Source organism: Actinomadura sp. WAC 06369, assembly GCF_003947565.1.
Lineage (GTDB): Bacteria > Actinomycetota > Actinomycetes > Streptosporangiales > Streptosporangiaceae > Spirillospora > Spirillospora rifamycini.
Map to the genome: position 1 here is coordinate 1 of NZ_QHJN01000190.1, position 13,979 is coordinate 13,979.

15 protein-coding genes and 1 tRNA gene are annotated in these 13,979 nt (G+C 73.6%); 10 read left to right on the forward strand and 6 right to left on the reverse strand.

Annotation, left to right across the window (positions count from 1 at the left end):
* The 3 genes from DMH08_RS33795 to DMH08_RS33805 all read left to right on the forward strand — a co-directional run.
* The coding region (locus tag DMH08_RS33795) for a methyltransferase domain-containing protein (protein ID WP_148108622.1) at positions 1 to 656 on the forward strand (656 nt) is incomplete at its 5' end.
* Between the two features lie 43 nt (positions 657 to 699).
* A complete protein-coding gene (gene serS, locus DMH08_RS33800; RefSeq protein WP_125620119.1) occupies positions 700 to 1,959 on the forward strand; it encodes a serine--tRNA ligase in 1,260 nt (419 codons plus the stop codon).
* 149 nt (positions 1,960 to 2,108) lie between these two features.
* Positions 2,109 to 2,912 (forward strand): Cof-type HAD-IIB family hydrolase, encoded by an 804-nt coding sequence (locus DMH08_RS33805; RefSeq protein WP_125620120.1) that lies wholly within the window; start codon positions 2,109 to 2,111, stop codon positions 2,910 to 2,912.
* Positions 2,913 to 2,975: 63 nt separating this feature from the next.
* Here DMH08_RS33805 and DMH08_RS33810 read toward each other — a convergent pair whose 3' ends face one another.
* Both DMH08_RS33810 and DMH08_RS33815 read right to left on the reverse strand, forming a co-directional pair.
* The gene (locus tag DMH08_RS33810; protein ID WP_125620122.1) at positions 2,976 to 3,518 is read right to left on the reverse strand and encodes a bacterial proteasome activator family protein; all 543 of its coding nucleotides are present in this window, start codon (positions 3,516 to 3,518) and stop codon (positions 2,976 to 2,978) included.
* A 12-nt stretch (positions 3,519 to 3,530) separates the two neighbouring features.
* Positions 3,531 to 4,487, reverse strand: a complete 957-nt coding sequence (locus DMH08_RS33815; RefSeq protein WP_125620124.1) for an NAD(P)H-quinone oxidoreductase — start codon at positions 4,485 to 4,487, stop codon at positions 3,531 to 3,533.
* Positions 4,488 to 4,731: 244 nt separating this feature from the next.
* Between DMH08_RS33815 and DMH08_RS42065 the strand changes: the two genes are divergently transcribed.
* From DMH08_RS42065 to DMH08_RS41235, 4 genes are all read left to right on the forward strand, one after another.
* On the forward strand, positions 4,732 to 6,657 hold the full coding sequence (locus tag DMH08_RS42065) for a MinD/ParA family ATP-binding protein (RefSeq protein ID WP_233617965.1): 1,926 nt from the start codon (positions 4,732 to 4,734) through the stop codon (positions 6,655 to 6,657).
* 56 nt (positions 6,658 to 6,713) lie between these two features.
* Positions 6,714 to 7,154 carry a signal peptidase I gene (locus DMH08_RS33825; RefSeq protein ID WP_125620126.1) on the forward strand — a complete coding sequence of 147 codons (441 nt, stop codon included), beginning with the start codon at positions 6,714 to 6,716 and terminating at the stop codon, positions 7,152 to 7,154.
* Between the two features lie 138 nt (positions 7,155 to 7,292).
* A tRNA-Ser gene (locus DMH08_RS33830) sits at positions 7,293 to 7,384 on the forward strand.
* A 57-nt stretch (positions 7,385 to 7,441) separates the two neighbouring features.
* Positions 7,442 to 7,615 (forward strand): hypothetical protein, encoded by a 174-nt coding sequence (locus DMH08_RS41235; RefSeq protein WP_169528882.1) that lies wholly within the window; start codon positions 7,442 to 7,444, stop codon positions 7,613 to 7,615.
* Between the two features lie 34 nt (positions 7,616 to 7,649).
* Here DMH08_RS41235 and DMH08_RS33835 read toward each other — a convergent pair whose 3' ends face one another.
* The gene (locus DMH08_RS33835) at positions 7,650 to 8,387 is read right to left on the reverse strand and encodes a M15 family metallopeptidase (protein ID WP_125620128.1); all 738 of its coding nucleotides are present in this window, start codon (positions 8,385 to 8,387) and stop codon (positions 7,650 to 7,652) included.
* Positions 8,388 to 8,545: 158 nt separating this feature from the next.
* Between DMH08_RS33835 and DMH08_RS33840 the strand changes: the two genes are divergently transcribed.
* A complete protein-coding gene (locus DMH08_RS33840) occupies positions 8,546 to 8,968 on the forward strand; it encodes a hypothetical protein (protein WP_026405220.1) in 423 nt (140 codons plus the stop codon).
* 32 nt (positions 8,969 to 9,000) lie between these two features.
* On the opposite strand, the gene DMH08_RS33845 is transcribed toward DMH08_RS33840, so the two are convergent.
* Positions 9,001 to 9,471, reverse strand: coding sequence for a MarR family winged helix-turn-helix transcriptional regulator (locus DMH08_RS33845; protein WP_026405219.1), 471 nt, complete (start codon positions 9,469 to 9,471; stop codon positions 9,001 to 9,003).
* A gap of 187 nt (positions 9,472 to 9,658) precedes the next feature.
* Between DMH08_RS33845 and DMH08_RS33850 the strand changes: the two genes are divergently transcribed.
* Together DMH08_RS33850 and DMH08_RS33855 are read left to right on the forward strand one after the other, a co-directional pair.
* Positions 9,659 to 10,669, forward strand: coding sequence for a pirin family protein (locus DMH08_RS33850; protein WP_125620130.1), 1,011 nt, complete (start codon positions 9,659 to 9,661; stop codon positions 10,667 to 10,669).
* A gap of 316 nt (positions 10,670 to 10,985) precedes the next feature.
* On the forward strand, positions 10,986 to 12,170 hold the full coding sequence (locus DMH08_RS33855) for an ATP-binding protein (RefSeq protein ID WP_233617966.1): 1,185 nt from the start codon (positions 10,986 to 10,988) through the stop codon (positions 12,168 to 12,170).
* A 261-nt stretch (positions 12,171 to 12,431) separates the two neighbouring features.
* Here DMH08_RS33855 and DMH08_RS33860 read toward each other — a convergent pair whose 3' ends face one another.
* Together DMH08_RS33860 and DMH08_RS40525 are read right to left on the reverse strand one after the other, a co-directional pair.
* Positions 12,432 to 13,262 carry a MauE/DoxX family redox-associated membrane protein gene (locus DMH08_RS33860; protein ID WP_125620132.1) on the reverse strand — a complete coding sequence of 277 codons (831 nt, stop codon included), beginning with the start codon at positions 13,260 to 13,262 and terminating at the stop codon, positions 12,432 to 12,434.
* Positions 13,256 to 13,979, reverse strand: a 724-nt coding sequence (locus DMH08_RS40525; protein WP_158642437.1) for a hypothetical protein, incomplete at its 5' end; no start/stop codon positions are given. The genes DMH08_RS33860 and DMH08_RS40525, both read right to left, overlap by 7 nt.

The window sequence follows — 13,979 nt, forward strand, 5'->3', positions numbered from 1 at the left end:
GGACGGGGCCGGGGATCGTGGCCGCCGAGGCGGTTCGGCGGGGCGCGGCGGTGTCGGCCGTCGATGCCGAGCCGGGGATGGCGGAGACGGCGCGGCGGAACGTGCCGGAGGCGGACGTGCGGGTGGCGGTGCTGCCGGACGTGCCGTTCGCGGACGGGGCGTTCGACGCGGTCGTCGGGAACTTCGTGATCAACCATGTGGGGGATCCGGGGGCGGTGCTGGCGCGGCTGCGGCGGCTGCTGCGGCCGGGCGGGCGGCTGGCGGTGAGCTGCTGGGCGATGCCGGGCACGGGCGCGCTGGGGCTGGTGCGGGAGGCGATCGACCGGGCGGAGGTGCCGTGGCCCGCGGACGTGCCGGTGCCGCCGTTCATGGAGCACGGGGAGCCGGCGGCGTTCCGGCGGCTGATGGCCGGGGCCGGGTTCGCGGACGTCGCCGTGGAGGAGGCGACGTGGGAGCACGTCGTCGACCCGGACGAGTGGTGGGAGCTGGGCGCGCTGGCGGGGGTGGGCAGCAACGGCGTGGTGGTGGGACGGCAGGACGCGGCGACGGTCGCGCGCATCAAGGACCGGTACGACGAGGTCGTGGCGGGGTATCCGGAGCGGGACGGGGGCGTGGCGCTGCCGGCGCACGCGCTGCTGGCGAGCGGCGCGGCCTGAAAAACGATCCGGGGCGCGGCGCGGGGGCGATAGCCTCGCTGTTGTGATTGACCTGCGAGCTCTTCGAGAGGACCCCGAGCGGCTGCGTGCATCGCAGCGCGCGCGCGGGGAGGATGACGGCATCGTCGATCGGCTGCTCGACCTGGACGGGAGGCGGCGTTCCGCCCTGACGTCCTTCGAGACGCTGCGGGCGGAGCAGAAGAGTTTCGGCAAGTCGGTGTCGCGGGCGAGCGGGGACGAGCGGGAGACGCTGCTGGCGCGGGCGAAGGAGCTGGCGCAGCAGGTCAAGGAGGCCGAGGGCGAGGCCGACCGGCTCGGCGCGGAGCTGGACGCGCTGCTGAAGGCGGTCCCGAACGTCGTCGAGGACGGCGTCCCGCCGGGCGGCGAGGAGGACTTCGTCGTTCTGGAGCACGTCGGGGAGCCGACCGAGTTCGACTTCGCGCCGAAGGACCACCTGGAGCTGGGCGAGGCGCTCGGCGCGATCGACATGGAGCGCGGCGCGAAGGTGTCGGGCGCGCGGTTCTACTACCTGACGGGCGTGGGGGCACGGCTGCAGTACGCGCTGCTGAACCTCGCGATGGAGCAGGCCGTCTCGAACGGGTTCGTCCCGATGTACCCGCCGGTGCTGGTGAAGCCGGAGGCGATGGAGGGCACCGGGTTCCTCGGCGCCCATTCGGCCGAGGTGTACCACCTGGGCGAGGACGACCTGTACCTCGTGGGCACGTCGGAGGTGCCGCTCGCGGCGTACCACATGAACGAGATCATCGACGCGCTGCCGCGGCGGTACGCGGCGTGGTCGTCGTGCTTCCGGCGGGAGGCGGGCTCGTACGGCAAGGACACCCGCGGCATCATCCGGGTGCACCAGTTCGACAAGATCGAGATGTTCTCCTACTGCGACCCGGCGGACGCCCACGCGGAGCACCTGCGGCTGCTGGAGTGGGAGAAGGAGATGCTCGCCAAGGTCGAGATCCCGTACCGGGTGATCGACGTGGCGGCGGGCGATCTCGGCGCGAGCGCGGCCCGCAAGTACGACTGCGAGGCGTGGGTGCCGTCGCAGGGGACGTACCGGGAGGTCACGTCGACGTCGAACTGCACGGAGTTCCAGGCGCGGCGGCTGTCGGTCCGGTACAAGGACGCGGACGGCAGGAACCAGCCGGTCGCGACCCTGAACGGGACGCTGGCGACGACGCGGTGGATGGTCGCGATCCTCGAGAACCACCAGCGCGCGGACGGTTCGGTGCGGGTGCCGGAGGCGCTGCGGCGGTTCCTCGGGACGGACGTGCTGGAGCCCGTCGCCCGCTGATCGTTCGGCGCACGGCTTCGACGCATGCGGCCCGGGACGTCCCGTCCCGGGCCGCGGTGCATCCGGGACGAACGAGGTAAAGGGGCACTCGGCGGACAAGTGGGTTGTGCGGTCGCCTAGGGTGTGATCCAGCTGCACTGGAAGGTGACATGACCAAGCCTGCGCCCCGCGTTATCGCCACCGACCTCGACGGCACGATCGTCCGGTCCGACGGGACGATCTCGGCCCGCACGGTCGACGCGCTCGCCCGCGTCGAGCGGGCCGGCGCGCTGCTCGTCATGGTCACCGGACGGCCGCCGCGCTGGATGACCGAGGTCGCCGCGGCGGTCGGGCACCACGGCGCCGCGATCTGCGCGAACGGGGCCGTCCTGTACGACCTGCACACCGAGACGGTGCTGCGCGCGCACGAGATCTCGACGGACGTGCTGGCCGAGGCGATCGGGCGGCTGCGGGGGGTGTCGCCGGAGCTGCGGTTCGCGGTCGAGTACCCGTCGGGGTTCGTGTTCGACTCCCGCTACAGCCTGGGCCGCTGGGACGCCGAGGCGCTCGGCGGCCGGTTCGTGGACGACGCGGAGCTGGTGGAGCGGCCGGGCACGAAGCTGCTGGCGTTCCATCCGGACGCCGATCCGGACGTGCTGGCGGAGAAGGCGGTGCAGGCGGTCGGCGACCTGGTGACGGTGACGCACTCGTCGGGCCGGGGGCTGCTGGAGATGAGCGCGCTCGGGGTGACGAAGGCGACGGCGCTGGCGGAGTTCTGCGCGGAGCGCGGGGTGGACGCGGCCGACGTGGTGGCGTTCGGGGACATGCCGAACGACCTGCCGATGCTGGGCTGGGCGGGGACGTCGTACGGGGTGGCGAACGGGCACCCGCTTGTCCTGGCGGCGGTGACGCACCGGACGGCCCGCAACGACGACGACGGCGTCGCGCAGGTGCTGGAGCGCCTGTTCCCGTAACCGGGGCCGCTTAGGGGTGTGCGGGCCGCACCCGGGGCGGGCGCGGCCCGAACGTCAGGGCGTCTACAGGTACGGGCCGGTCGAGTGGCGCGTGCCGTGCTGCCCCTGCTCGTCTTCCGTGGGGGGAACCATCCCGGCGGGAAGAGCGCGGCGCATCTGTTCGAGCTGCGCGCGCGCCGCCATCTGCTGGGCGAACAGGGTGGTCTGGATGCCGTGGAAGAGGCCCTCCAGCCAGCCGACGAGCTGGGCCTGCGCGATGCGCAGTTCGGACTCGCTCGGCACGGTGCCCTCGGTGAACGGGAGCGAGAGCCGCTCCAGTTCCTCGACGAGCTCGGGCGCCAGGCCGTCCTCCAGCTCCTTGATGGACGATTTGTGGATCTCGCGGAGCCGGGCGCGGCTCGCCTCGTCCAGCGGCGCGGCCTTCACCTCGTCGAGCAGCTGGCGGATCATCCCGCCGATCCGCATGACCTTCGCGGGCTGCTCGACCATCTCGGCGACCGATTTGTCGCCCTTCTCCGCGTCACCGCCCTCCATGGCGATGCCGCCGGGGCCCACCACGAGAACCTGAGGCTCCGGTCCGGACTCGTTCTTCGAAGGCTCGCTCATATCCCCTCATCCTCACACGGTCAGCAGGATCTTGCCGACGTGTCCGCTCTCTTCGAGCAGTTCGTGCGCGCGCGCCGCGTCCGCCATGGGGATCCGCCGGTCGACCACCGGACGGACGTCCCCGGACGCGATCAGCGGCCACACGTTCTCCCGCACGCCCGCGACGATCTCCGCCTTCTCCCGGGCGGGACGCGACCGCAGCGTCGTCGGGTGCACCATCGCGCGCTTGCGCAGCAGCGCGCCGATGTCGAGTTCGGCCTTCGTCCCGCCCTGCAGACCGATGATCATAAGGCGGCCGCCGACCGCGAGCGCGTCCACGTTCCGGGCCAGGTACTTGGCGCCGATCAGGTCGAGGATCACGTCGTACGGGCCGGACTCGACGAAGTCCTCGGTGCGGTAGTTCACGGCGGCGTCCGCGCCCAGCTCCCGGCACCGCTCGGCCTTCTCCGGGCTCCCCACCGTGCAGACGACCCGGGCGCCGCGCGCCTTCGCGAGCTGGATCGCGAGCGTCCCGATGCCGCTGCCGCCGCCGTGCGCGAGCAGCGTCTCCCCGGCGCGCAGCCGCCCCAGCATGAAGACGTTCGACCACACGGTGCAGGCGACCTCCGGCAGGCCCGCGGCGTCGACGAGGTCGACGCCGTCCGGGATGGGGAGGACCTGCCCGGCGGGCACCGCGACCCGCTCCGCGTACCCGCCGCCGGAGAGCAGCGCGCACACCTCGTCGCCGACGCGCGGCCACGCGACGCCGTCGCCGGTCTCGACGACCCGTCCCGCGACCTCCAGGCCCGGGTAGGGCGGCGCGCCGTCGGGCGGCGGGTAGAACCCGCGCCGCTGCATGACGTCGGCGCGGTTGACCGCGCTCGCCGCGACCTCGATCAGTACCTCGCCCGGCCCCGCGGCCGGGTCGGGGACGGTCGTCCACTCCAGGACGTCCGGCTCCCCGGGCTCGCGGATCACGATCGCACGCATGCGTTCACGTTATCCGCTGGCTCCGCCCCGCTCGTCCGCCGGTTTCCGACTCGGGGATGTACGGCCACATACCGGACGAACGAGACCCCCTGCGGCGGCGTGCCGTGCGCGGGGTCCCGGCCACACCGCGTCAAAGTCGATCTACGGAGTGGATGCGTGGTAATGACACGCGGGTACGCTGTCCCGGGGGTCTATGCCCACCCTGCTCCGGATTGATCATCAGAGGGTGCCGAGGGGAGAAACGGTGGCAAGGAACGAGCACGACGGGCGCTCCCTCGAGGAGCGGCTGGCCTCTCTGGACGCGATGAACGATGACGCGGCGGGGCGGCCGTCGGGCTCGGCGCCCGAGTCCCCCGGGCCGCAGCCGGACGACGCGGCCGAGCCGGCCCCCGCGCCGATGCCGCAGGGCGGCGCGCCGCCGCCGCCCGAGCCCGTCGGCAACCCGTGGCTCGCGGCGCCCCCGGCCGTCCAGGAGCCGCCCGTCCAGGAGCCCCCGGCGTCCGGCGCCCCGCCGCAGGAGACGCAGGCGGACGCCCCCGTGCCGCCGCCCCCCGGCTTCCCCGGCTACGCCGAACCGCAGCAGCCCGCCCAGTACGACGGCGGGCCGATGCCGCAGCCGTTCGAGGGCGGGATGCTCCCGCCGCCGTACCCGGGCGCCGCAGGGTACCAGGGGTACGACCCCTCGCAGCTTCCGCCGCTCGACCCGGCCGGGCAGCAGCCCCAGCCCCAGCCGCAGCCGCCGTTCCAGGCGCAGCAGCCCTGGGAGATCGGGCAGTTCCCCGCGCAGGACCCGAACGTCGCGGCGTCCCAGCCGTACCAGCCGGTCGACCCCGCCACCGGCCAGCCGTACCCGCAGGTCGATCCGAACGCCGGCCAGCCGTACCAGCCCGGCCCGACGACCCCGCCGCCGTACCCGCAGGTCGATCCGAACACCGGGCAGCCCTACCAGCCCGGCCCCACGACGCCGCCGCCGTACCCGCAGGTCGACCCGAACACCGGGCAGCCCTACGACCCCAACGCGGCCGCCGCCCAGCCGTACCAGCCGGTCGACCCCGCCACCGGGCAGCCCTACCCGCAGATGGACCCCGCCACCGGGCAGCCGTACGCGCCGATCGACCCGAACACCGGCCAGCCGATGCAGGGGTACGTCTACCCGGCCGGCTACCCGCAGCAGCCGCAGCAGCCGCCCCCCCAGCAGGAGCCGGAGCCCGACCCGGGTTCCGCCGACAGCCTCAGCTCCGAGAACCTGCTCGGCGAGCGCCGCATCGCGCCGTCGTCCGGCTGGCGCCGCGCCGTCTACAAGGCCAGCGGCGGCAACCTCCACCTGGGCGAGTCGCAGGGCGAGCTGCGCCGCAAGGACCTCATCGCCCGGGCCCGCACCCAGGTCGCGGGCGGGCACCACCGGGTGGCGGTGATGTCGCTGAAGGGCGGCGTCGGCAAGACCACCACGACCACCGGGCTCGGCTCGATGCTGGGGTCGCTGCGCGGCGACACGGTCATCGCCGTGGACGCCAACCCCGACCGTGGCACCCTGTCGGACAAGGTCAGGCTGGAGACGGCCGCGACGGTCCGCGACCTGCTGAACAACCGCGACAACATCCACCGGTACGCGGACGTGCGCGCGTTCACGTCGCAGAACCAGGCCCGCTTGGAGGTCCTCGCGTCCGACCGCGACCCGGCCGTCAGCGAGGCGTTCAGCGCCGAGGACTACGCCGCCGTCGCCGTGATCCTGGAGCAGTTCTACTCGGTCTGCATCACCGACTGCGGGACCGGGCTGCTGCACTCCGCGATGGCGGGCGTGCTGAGCCTCGCCGACCAGCTCGTCCTGGTCAGCTCCCCGTCGGTGGACGGCGCCCGGTCCGCGAGCGCGACCCTCGACTGGCTGGAGGCCCACGACCACGGGCACCTCGTCCGCAACGGCGTCGTCGTGCTGTCGATGGTCCGCAACCGCACCCGCAGCCAGGTCGACCTCGACAAGCTCCAGGCGCACTTCGAGAGCCGCTGCCGCGCGGTCGTCCGGATCCCGTACGACGACCACCTGGAGGAGGGCGCCGAGGTGGAGCTGGAGCAGCTCGCGCCGCCGACCCGCGAGGCGTACCTGACCCTCGCGGCCGTCGTCGGCGACGGCTTCGCGTTCCGCCGCCCCGACGGCGACGCCGCCCAGGGCTGACGGGCGCACGGCGCGTCCGCGGCCGTCCGGGCCGCGGCGCCGTGTACGAAAGGCGCATGGACGAACGAGGCGTGGAGACCGGAGCCGTGCAAACAGGCGACGCGGGCGCGGTCGGCGACGGCGTGTACGTCGGGAAGGCCGCGCCGGACGCGGCGGCCGACCGGGGCTGGCTGCTCGGCCACTTCAAGCCGCCCGGCGACCTGCGGCACAGCGGCGAGGTCGAGATCAAGTGGGGCGTGCACCCGAAGGGGGAGCGCCGCGCGGCCTGGACGGACGGGGAGAAGCGCACCGCGCTGCTGGTCCTGATCAGCGGGCGGTTCCGGCTGGAGTTCCCCGGCCGGGACGTCGTCCTCCGCGAGCAGGGCGACTACGTGGTGTGGGGGCGCGGCGTCGACCACTCGTGGTGCGCCGAGGAGGAGTCCGTCGTGCTGACCGTGCGCTGGCCCTCCGTCCCCGGCTACCGCGTCCCCGACGCCCCGCCCGTCCCGGACGCCTGAGGGGCGCGGACGTCCCGCGGGGTGCGGACGTCCCGCGGGGTGCGGACGTCCCGCGGGGTGCGGGCACGGAACCGGGAATGCGGTCGAAGCCACCGGCGTGCGGGCGCTATCGTGGGCACCGACCTGCAAGGGTCGCCGGGAGAGTTCGCATAGTGGACTAGTGCAGGCGCCTTGAAAGCGCCCAGGGCTGGGGACAGTCCTCGTGGGTTCGAATCCCACACTCTCCGCCACCACACGCGGGCGAATTGTCCGTGTACGCCCGTCAGTGATCCGTTACGCTCGTCCGCATGTCGCAGACACCGAACGATCCCGCGGGCACGACACACCAGTTCCAGAACTTCGCCGGCCAGGCGCCGCAGCAGCCCGCCAAGGCGCCGGGCATGAACAAGGGCCTCCTCCTCGGCATCGCCGCGGTGGTGCTCGTCATCGCGATCGCCCTGGTCGCGTTCCTGATGATGTAGTCCCCGGTCCGCCGGGGCGGGGCGTCCCCGCCGGTCAGCGGCCGTTGGACGAGAAGTGCTGGTAGTCCTTCGCGCCCGTCCAGGTTCCGCCCCAGCCCCAGCCGATCGACGCGAACGCGTCGACGACGTCGTCGCCGGCATGGATCATGCCCGGCTCGTCGAGGTCGCGGTCCCCGTACTTGACGCAGTCGGGGTGCGCGATCGAGCCGTCGGCGCTGACGTAGGGGTTCTGGCACGGGTTGATGTCCACGGCGAGGCCGTAGGCGTGCTGGGACCAGGAGCCCGAGCCGGTCGCCTGGCGGCAGTTGAAGGCCGAGGTGTTGTTGGCCTCGATCGAGTCGAAGTCGCTGCCGCCGTACTTGTCGACGGGCTCCATGCGGTCGATCGGGTACCGCATCTCGTACAGCTTCCGGAAGACGGAGACGAGGTCGTCGGCGGCGCTCTCGTTCACCACGAGCCGGCCGCCGGTGTGCGGGCGGTCGTCGAACCCCCAGTACGTCATCTCGATCATCCGGAGGCCGCCGGGCGGCACCGGGCAGCCCTCGCGCCACGACTCCGGCAGGTCCTCGGCGGTCACCTCCTTGACCTCCGAGCGGAACTCCGTGTCGGTGGGCGCCGCCGTGGGCGAGTCCGCCGTTCCGGTCGCGGTCGGCGGGGACGCCGGGGCGGTGCCCTCGGAGTCCCCGTCGCCGCCGCCGCACGCGGCCGCGACCCCCAGCATGAGCACCGCGGCGGCGGTCGCCGCGCTCTTCGCAAGCCTGCTACCTGGCATGACTCCAGAATGACACGTGCCGTGCCCTGCGCGTCACACCGGGATTCGCTACGGTTCCGGATGGGCGCGCCCGCCGGAGAACGGGGCCGGGCAGGACGGGCGCCGCACCTTTCCAGGGCCGGGCGGGGCACCCGGCGACCTCGGGCCAGGGAGCCGGTATGGCGGATCCGGAGGAGCGGGAGCGCGACGGCGCGTCGCTCGAGGACGAGATCTTCGCGGTGGCGCAGCAGGTGGAGGTCGAGCGGGAGCCGGGGCCGCGGATCCGGACGGACCGCGCGGAGGCGTTCGTCGAGCGCGCCCGCGCGTTCGTCGGGCGGGACGTGTCGGCGCTCGCCGGGGGCGGCTGCGCGTTCGCGTTCGTCGACCTGGTGATGATGTACGCGCCGCTGATGTCGTCGGACCGTCCGAACGTCCTGCCGCAGTTCGTCGCCCTGCTGGTGTTCGCGTTCGGGCTGGGCGGGCTGCTGGTGTGGCGGGTCGGCGGGCGGTGGCGGACGTTCGGCTACGGGATGATGCTCGGCTGGGTGCTCCTCAGCCTGCTCTCGGTCGGCCTGCTCACCGGCCTCACCGCCCCGCTGTGACCCGCCCGGGCGGGACGGGACGGGCCCGGCGGCTAGAGGCGTCCGGACCCGGTCTCCAGCCGCTGGAGGACGGCGGTGAAGACGCGGCCCACGGCCTCCAGGTCGGCGGGCTCGATGATGTCGATGAGGTACTCGCGGACGGTCTCGACGTGGTCGCGCGCGGCCTGTTCGAGCGCGGCGATGCCGGCGTCGGTGAGGTTGGCGAAGACGCCGCGCTTGTCGCTCGGGCAGTTGTCGCGCTCGACGAGGCCCTTGGACTCCAGCCGGGCGCAGGTGTGGGAGAGGCGGCTGCGCGACTGGCTGGCGTTCTCGGCGAGTTCGGCCATGCGGAGCCGCCGGTCGGGCGCCTCGGACAGCCGGACGAGGATCTCGTACTCCGACAGCGACAGGCCGTGCTTGGCCTTGAGGTCCCGTTCCATGATCTCGCTCAGCCGGACACTGCCGTCCACGTAGGCACGCCAGTCGCGCTGCTGTGCGGCGTCGAGCCAGCGCGGTTCGCTCATACGCACCAGTATAGAACAGATTGAACGTTCAATTAATGCGATCGCCGCGGCGTTCCGCATGCCGTCCGCGAGGGCGTCCCTACCGACGGTACAGACCCGGGCCCCGAAACGGAAATAGTTGAACCATCAACTAGGTTGTGCGGGACGAGCGTCCGGTGCCGACCGGCGCCGACCGAGGGGAGACACCATGCCCGCCGTGACCGCGAACCCGCTGACCCTGCCGCGCCTGCCCCTGCTGCCCGAAGGCGACACCGACTGGCGCCGCGTCGCCAAGGTCGTCACCGCGAAGAAGCACCTGGAGGGCGAGGGCTTCCAGGTCCGGCGCCCGTTCCCCGGCATCGACCTGTCGCTCGCCGATCCGTTCCTGCTGCTCGACCACATGGGCGCCGTCGAGTACGGCCCGGGCGAGGCGAAAGGGACCCCGTGGCATCCGCACCGCGGCTTCGAGACCGTCACCTACATCATCGACGGCGCGTTCCAGCACCAGGACACGACGGGCGGCGGCGGCCTCATCACCGACGGCGCCACGCAGTGGATGACCGCCGCGTCCGGCATCCAGCACATCGAGCAGCCGCCGCCCGAGCTCGTCGCCCAGGGCGGGCTGTTCCACGGCGTGCAGCTCTGGGTGAACCTGCCCCGCGCGCAGAAGTGGGTCGCGCCGCGCTACCAGGACATCGAGGCCCGCGACGTGAAGCTGCTCGCCGCGGACGACGGGTCGTCGCTCGTCCGCGTCATCGCCGGGTCGCTCGCCGGGCACGACGGGCCGGGCGTCACCTACACGCCGATCAACTACCTGCACGCGACCGTCGCGCCGGGCGCCCGGCTGACGCTGCCGTGGCCGCGCGACTTCAACGCGATGGCGTACGTCCTGTCCGGGCGCGGAACGGTCGGCGTGGAGGACGTCGCGCTGGACGAGGGGCAGCTCGCCGTGTTCGGCGGCTCGCACCACAAGGGGACCGGCGACGGCCTGGTCGTCCGGGCCGCCGACACGCAGCCGCAGGCGAGCGCGCACGGCTGGGAGATCCTCGTGCTGGGCGGCCTGCCGATCCGCGAGCCCGTCGCGCGGTACGGGCCGTTCGTCATGAACACCCGGGACGAGATCGTCCAGGCGTTCGAGGACTTCCAGGCCGGACGCATGGGGACGATCCCGGCCGAGAAGGTCCCGCACCGGTCGGAGGCGGACGAGTCCCTCGCGTGAATCCGCCGCGAACCCGCCGGGTTCGTGTGACGGCGGCGGGCGCGTGCGCTACTGTGTTCGAACGAGTCGAACAGAAGTTCGACGCCTTCTGAACCAGCCCGCGAACGCGCCCGCCCGGGGAGGCGACATGGCGACGACGGCGATCCGCGACGGGACGGGAAGCGCGGCCGCGACGGGAACTGTGCCGGGGAACGCGGTAGGGAACGCGGCGGGGAACGCGTGCCACCGGCGGCGGCCCGCGACACGCCGCAGCGGTTTCTACGCAAATCTACGGCCGCAGCTATACCGCCTCATAGAGTCCGAGAGCGTGGACCCCGTGCGCAATCCCTACGCCCCCGGCGCCGGGCAGCGTCCCCCCGAGCTGGCCGGCCGCGACCGCGAGTTGAGGCAGTTCGAGGTGGTGCTCGAACGGGTGGCGCGCGGCCGCCCCGAACGCAGCATGATCGTCACCGGGCTGCGCGGCGTCGGCAAGACCGTGCTGCTCAACGCGTTCCGCTCGATGGCCATCCAGCGGCTCTGGGGCACCGGCAAGATCGAGGCGCGGCCCGACCAGTCGATCCGCCGCCCGGTCGCGTCGGCGCTGCACCGCGCCGTCCGGGAGCTCGCGCCCCGGCACCGCGCGCCCGACCGCATCGACGGCTTCCTCGGCGTGCTCAAGGCGTTCGCGCAGGCCGGCGAGGAGCCGTCCGGCAAGGCGAAGGCGCGGGCGCACCGCTGGCAGCCCGGCATCGACGTGCCCGCCGCGCGCGGCCGCGCCGACTCCGGCGACCTGGAGATCGACCTCACCGAGCTGTTCGTGGACGCCGCGTCCGTCGCGACCGACGTCGGCGTCGGCATCGCGCTGTTCGTCGACGAGATGCAGGACGTCCCGGCCGACGACGTGTCCGCGCTGTGCGCCGCCTGCCACGAGCTGTCGCAGGTCGGCGGCCCGCTGATCGTGGTGGGCGCCGGGCTGCCGCACCTCCCGGCCGTCCTGTCGGCGAGCAAGTCCTACAGCGAGCGGCTGTTCCGGTACGCCCGCATCGACCGGCTCGACCGCGAGTCCGCCGACCACGCGCTCCTCGCGCCCGCCGAGCGCGAGGAGGTCACCTTCACCCAGGACGCCCTGGACGCCCTGTACGGCGCGGCCGACGGCTACCCGTACTTCGTGCAGGCGTACGCGAAGGTCGTGTGGGACGTCGCGCCCGGCACCCCGATCACCGCCGACGACATCGAGGTCGCCGCGCCCGAGGCCGAGAGCGAACTCGCCGTCGGCTTCTTCGGCAGCCGCTACGAGCGGGCCACCCCCGCCGAACGCGACTACATGCGCGCGATGGCGATGCTCGGCGACGACCCCGTCCCGACCGCCGCGGTCGCCGAGGAGCTGGGCCGCAAGCCGTCCAGCCTGTCGCCCGCCCGCGACGGCCTCATCAAGAAGGGCCTGATCTACAGCGCCGAACGCGGCATGATCGCGTTCACGGTGCCGCACTTCGGCAAGTTCCTCCGCTCCCAACCCGGCTGACCCGCCGCCGCCCCGGCCGTCCATGGCTGCCGATGGGCGTCTCTAGCGCTTTCTGGCTCGCGGCGCATAGACCGCTAGAGAGCTGCATCGACCTTCGTGAGAACTATTCGCTTCTCTAGCTTCAAGGCTAGAGAGCGCTAGATTTTTCTCGCGATCGATCTATAGATCTATCTACCGGCAGACGTAGAAAGCCCTAGAGAACCATCGCGAGGGCGATCGCGATGGCTCTCTAGGGCTGTATCGGGCTGTCCCGATACAGGGCTAGAGAGCCGCGGACAGCCGCCGTTCGGCCTGCACGCGGGCGGGGCGCACCACGCGGTCGCGCTCCGCCGTCGACACCGCGAACACGAGCCGCACGTCCCGTCCGTCCAGGCGGGCCGGGTACGCCAGGAACCGCCAGCAGCCCTCGCGCCAGACGTCCAGCGGCACGGCGCTCGTCACCGCGTCCTCGTGCGCCGCCCACTCGGCGCTGCCGCGCAGCGTCGCGTACGTCTCCGCCAGCGGGCTCCGCCGCCGCTCGCACGGCGTCGCCGGCCGCGCCCCAGGCAGCCGCCGCACCGGGACGGCCGCCAGCTCCGGGGACAGCGCCGCGAACAGCGCCAGCTCCACCGCGAACACCGCACCGACCAGCACGTGCCCGCCGCGCAGGGCGTCCAGCCCGGTGTGCGGCGCCCCCAGCGCGGCCACCGCCACCGCCGTGAGCAGCACCGCCCGCGCCACGCTGCGCCGCCCCACCCGCTTCCCGCTGAGCCCGCCGAAGCACCCGCACCCGGCGTCCGGCCGCCGCACCCGCAGCTCGCCGACCACCCACGTCGCCGCCGCGAACACCGCCGTCGTCGCCAGCCGCACCGCCACGTGCGACGACAGCAGCAGCGCCAGCCCCAGAACCCCCTCGCCCAGCCCGAGGCACACGCTCACCCGGCGGCCGTGCCGCAGCGCCGTCACCCGCGCGGCGCCCGCCGGGACCGGCACCCCGTGCACGTGGTCGGGCGCCGCCGGCACCGGCTCCCGGAACACCAGCTTCGCCGCGCCCGCCGCCAGCAGCACCGCCGCCAGCAGCAGGACCTGCGCGTCCTGCGCCGCCGTCACCATCGCTCCGCCCTCCCGCCGAGCACCGGACGCACCGTCGCGTTGAAGCAGCCCGCGTCCAGCTCGCCGCCCAGCCCGACGAACGCCGCCGGCGTCAGCTCGGCGATCCGGCCGCGCGGCGACGCCCCGCACTCGCTGCACCGGTCGCAGAACCGCGCCGCGACGCACCCGCACTCGATCACCGGCACGGACCGCTCCCGCCCCCCGCATTCGTTCCGCACCGCGACCTCGCTGCCCAGCGACAGGAACGGCATCGCGACGCACGGCGCCGGCGCGTCCGCGCACCCCCCGGCGTGCCCCTCCGGATCGACCGCCGGATACGCCGCCCCGGGCGGCGCGGCGAGCCCCCCGAACCAGGTCACGGTGCCGCGCAGCGTCCCCGGGACGGGCGCCGCGGGCTCCGGCGCCGCGAGATCGTCCACCCGGTACCCCGGCTGCGACGTGCCCGGCCGCACCGCCACCGGCCCGTCCGGCGACGCCACGCAGATCGCGTCGAACAGGTAGCCCGGCTGCATCCGCGGATGCCGCACCTGCACCGCCCCGAGGGCGTGCGGGGGGATCACCACACGGGCGCGCCCGCGATGGGGGCCCATGTCCACCTCCACGGTGTCCCGCCCGCACGCCGTGATCGTGCCGGCGACGCGCTCGATGTCGACCCAGATCCGGTCGGCCCGGAACCCGTCGGCCCCCGGCGCGGGCGCGCCCGTGTGGTGATCCCCC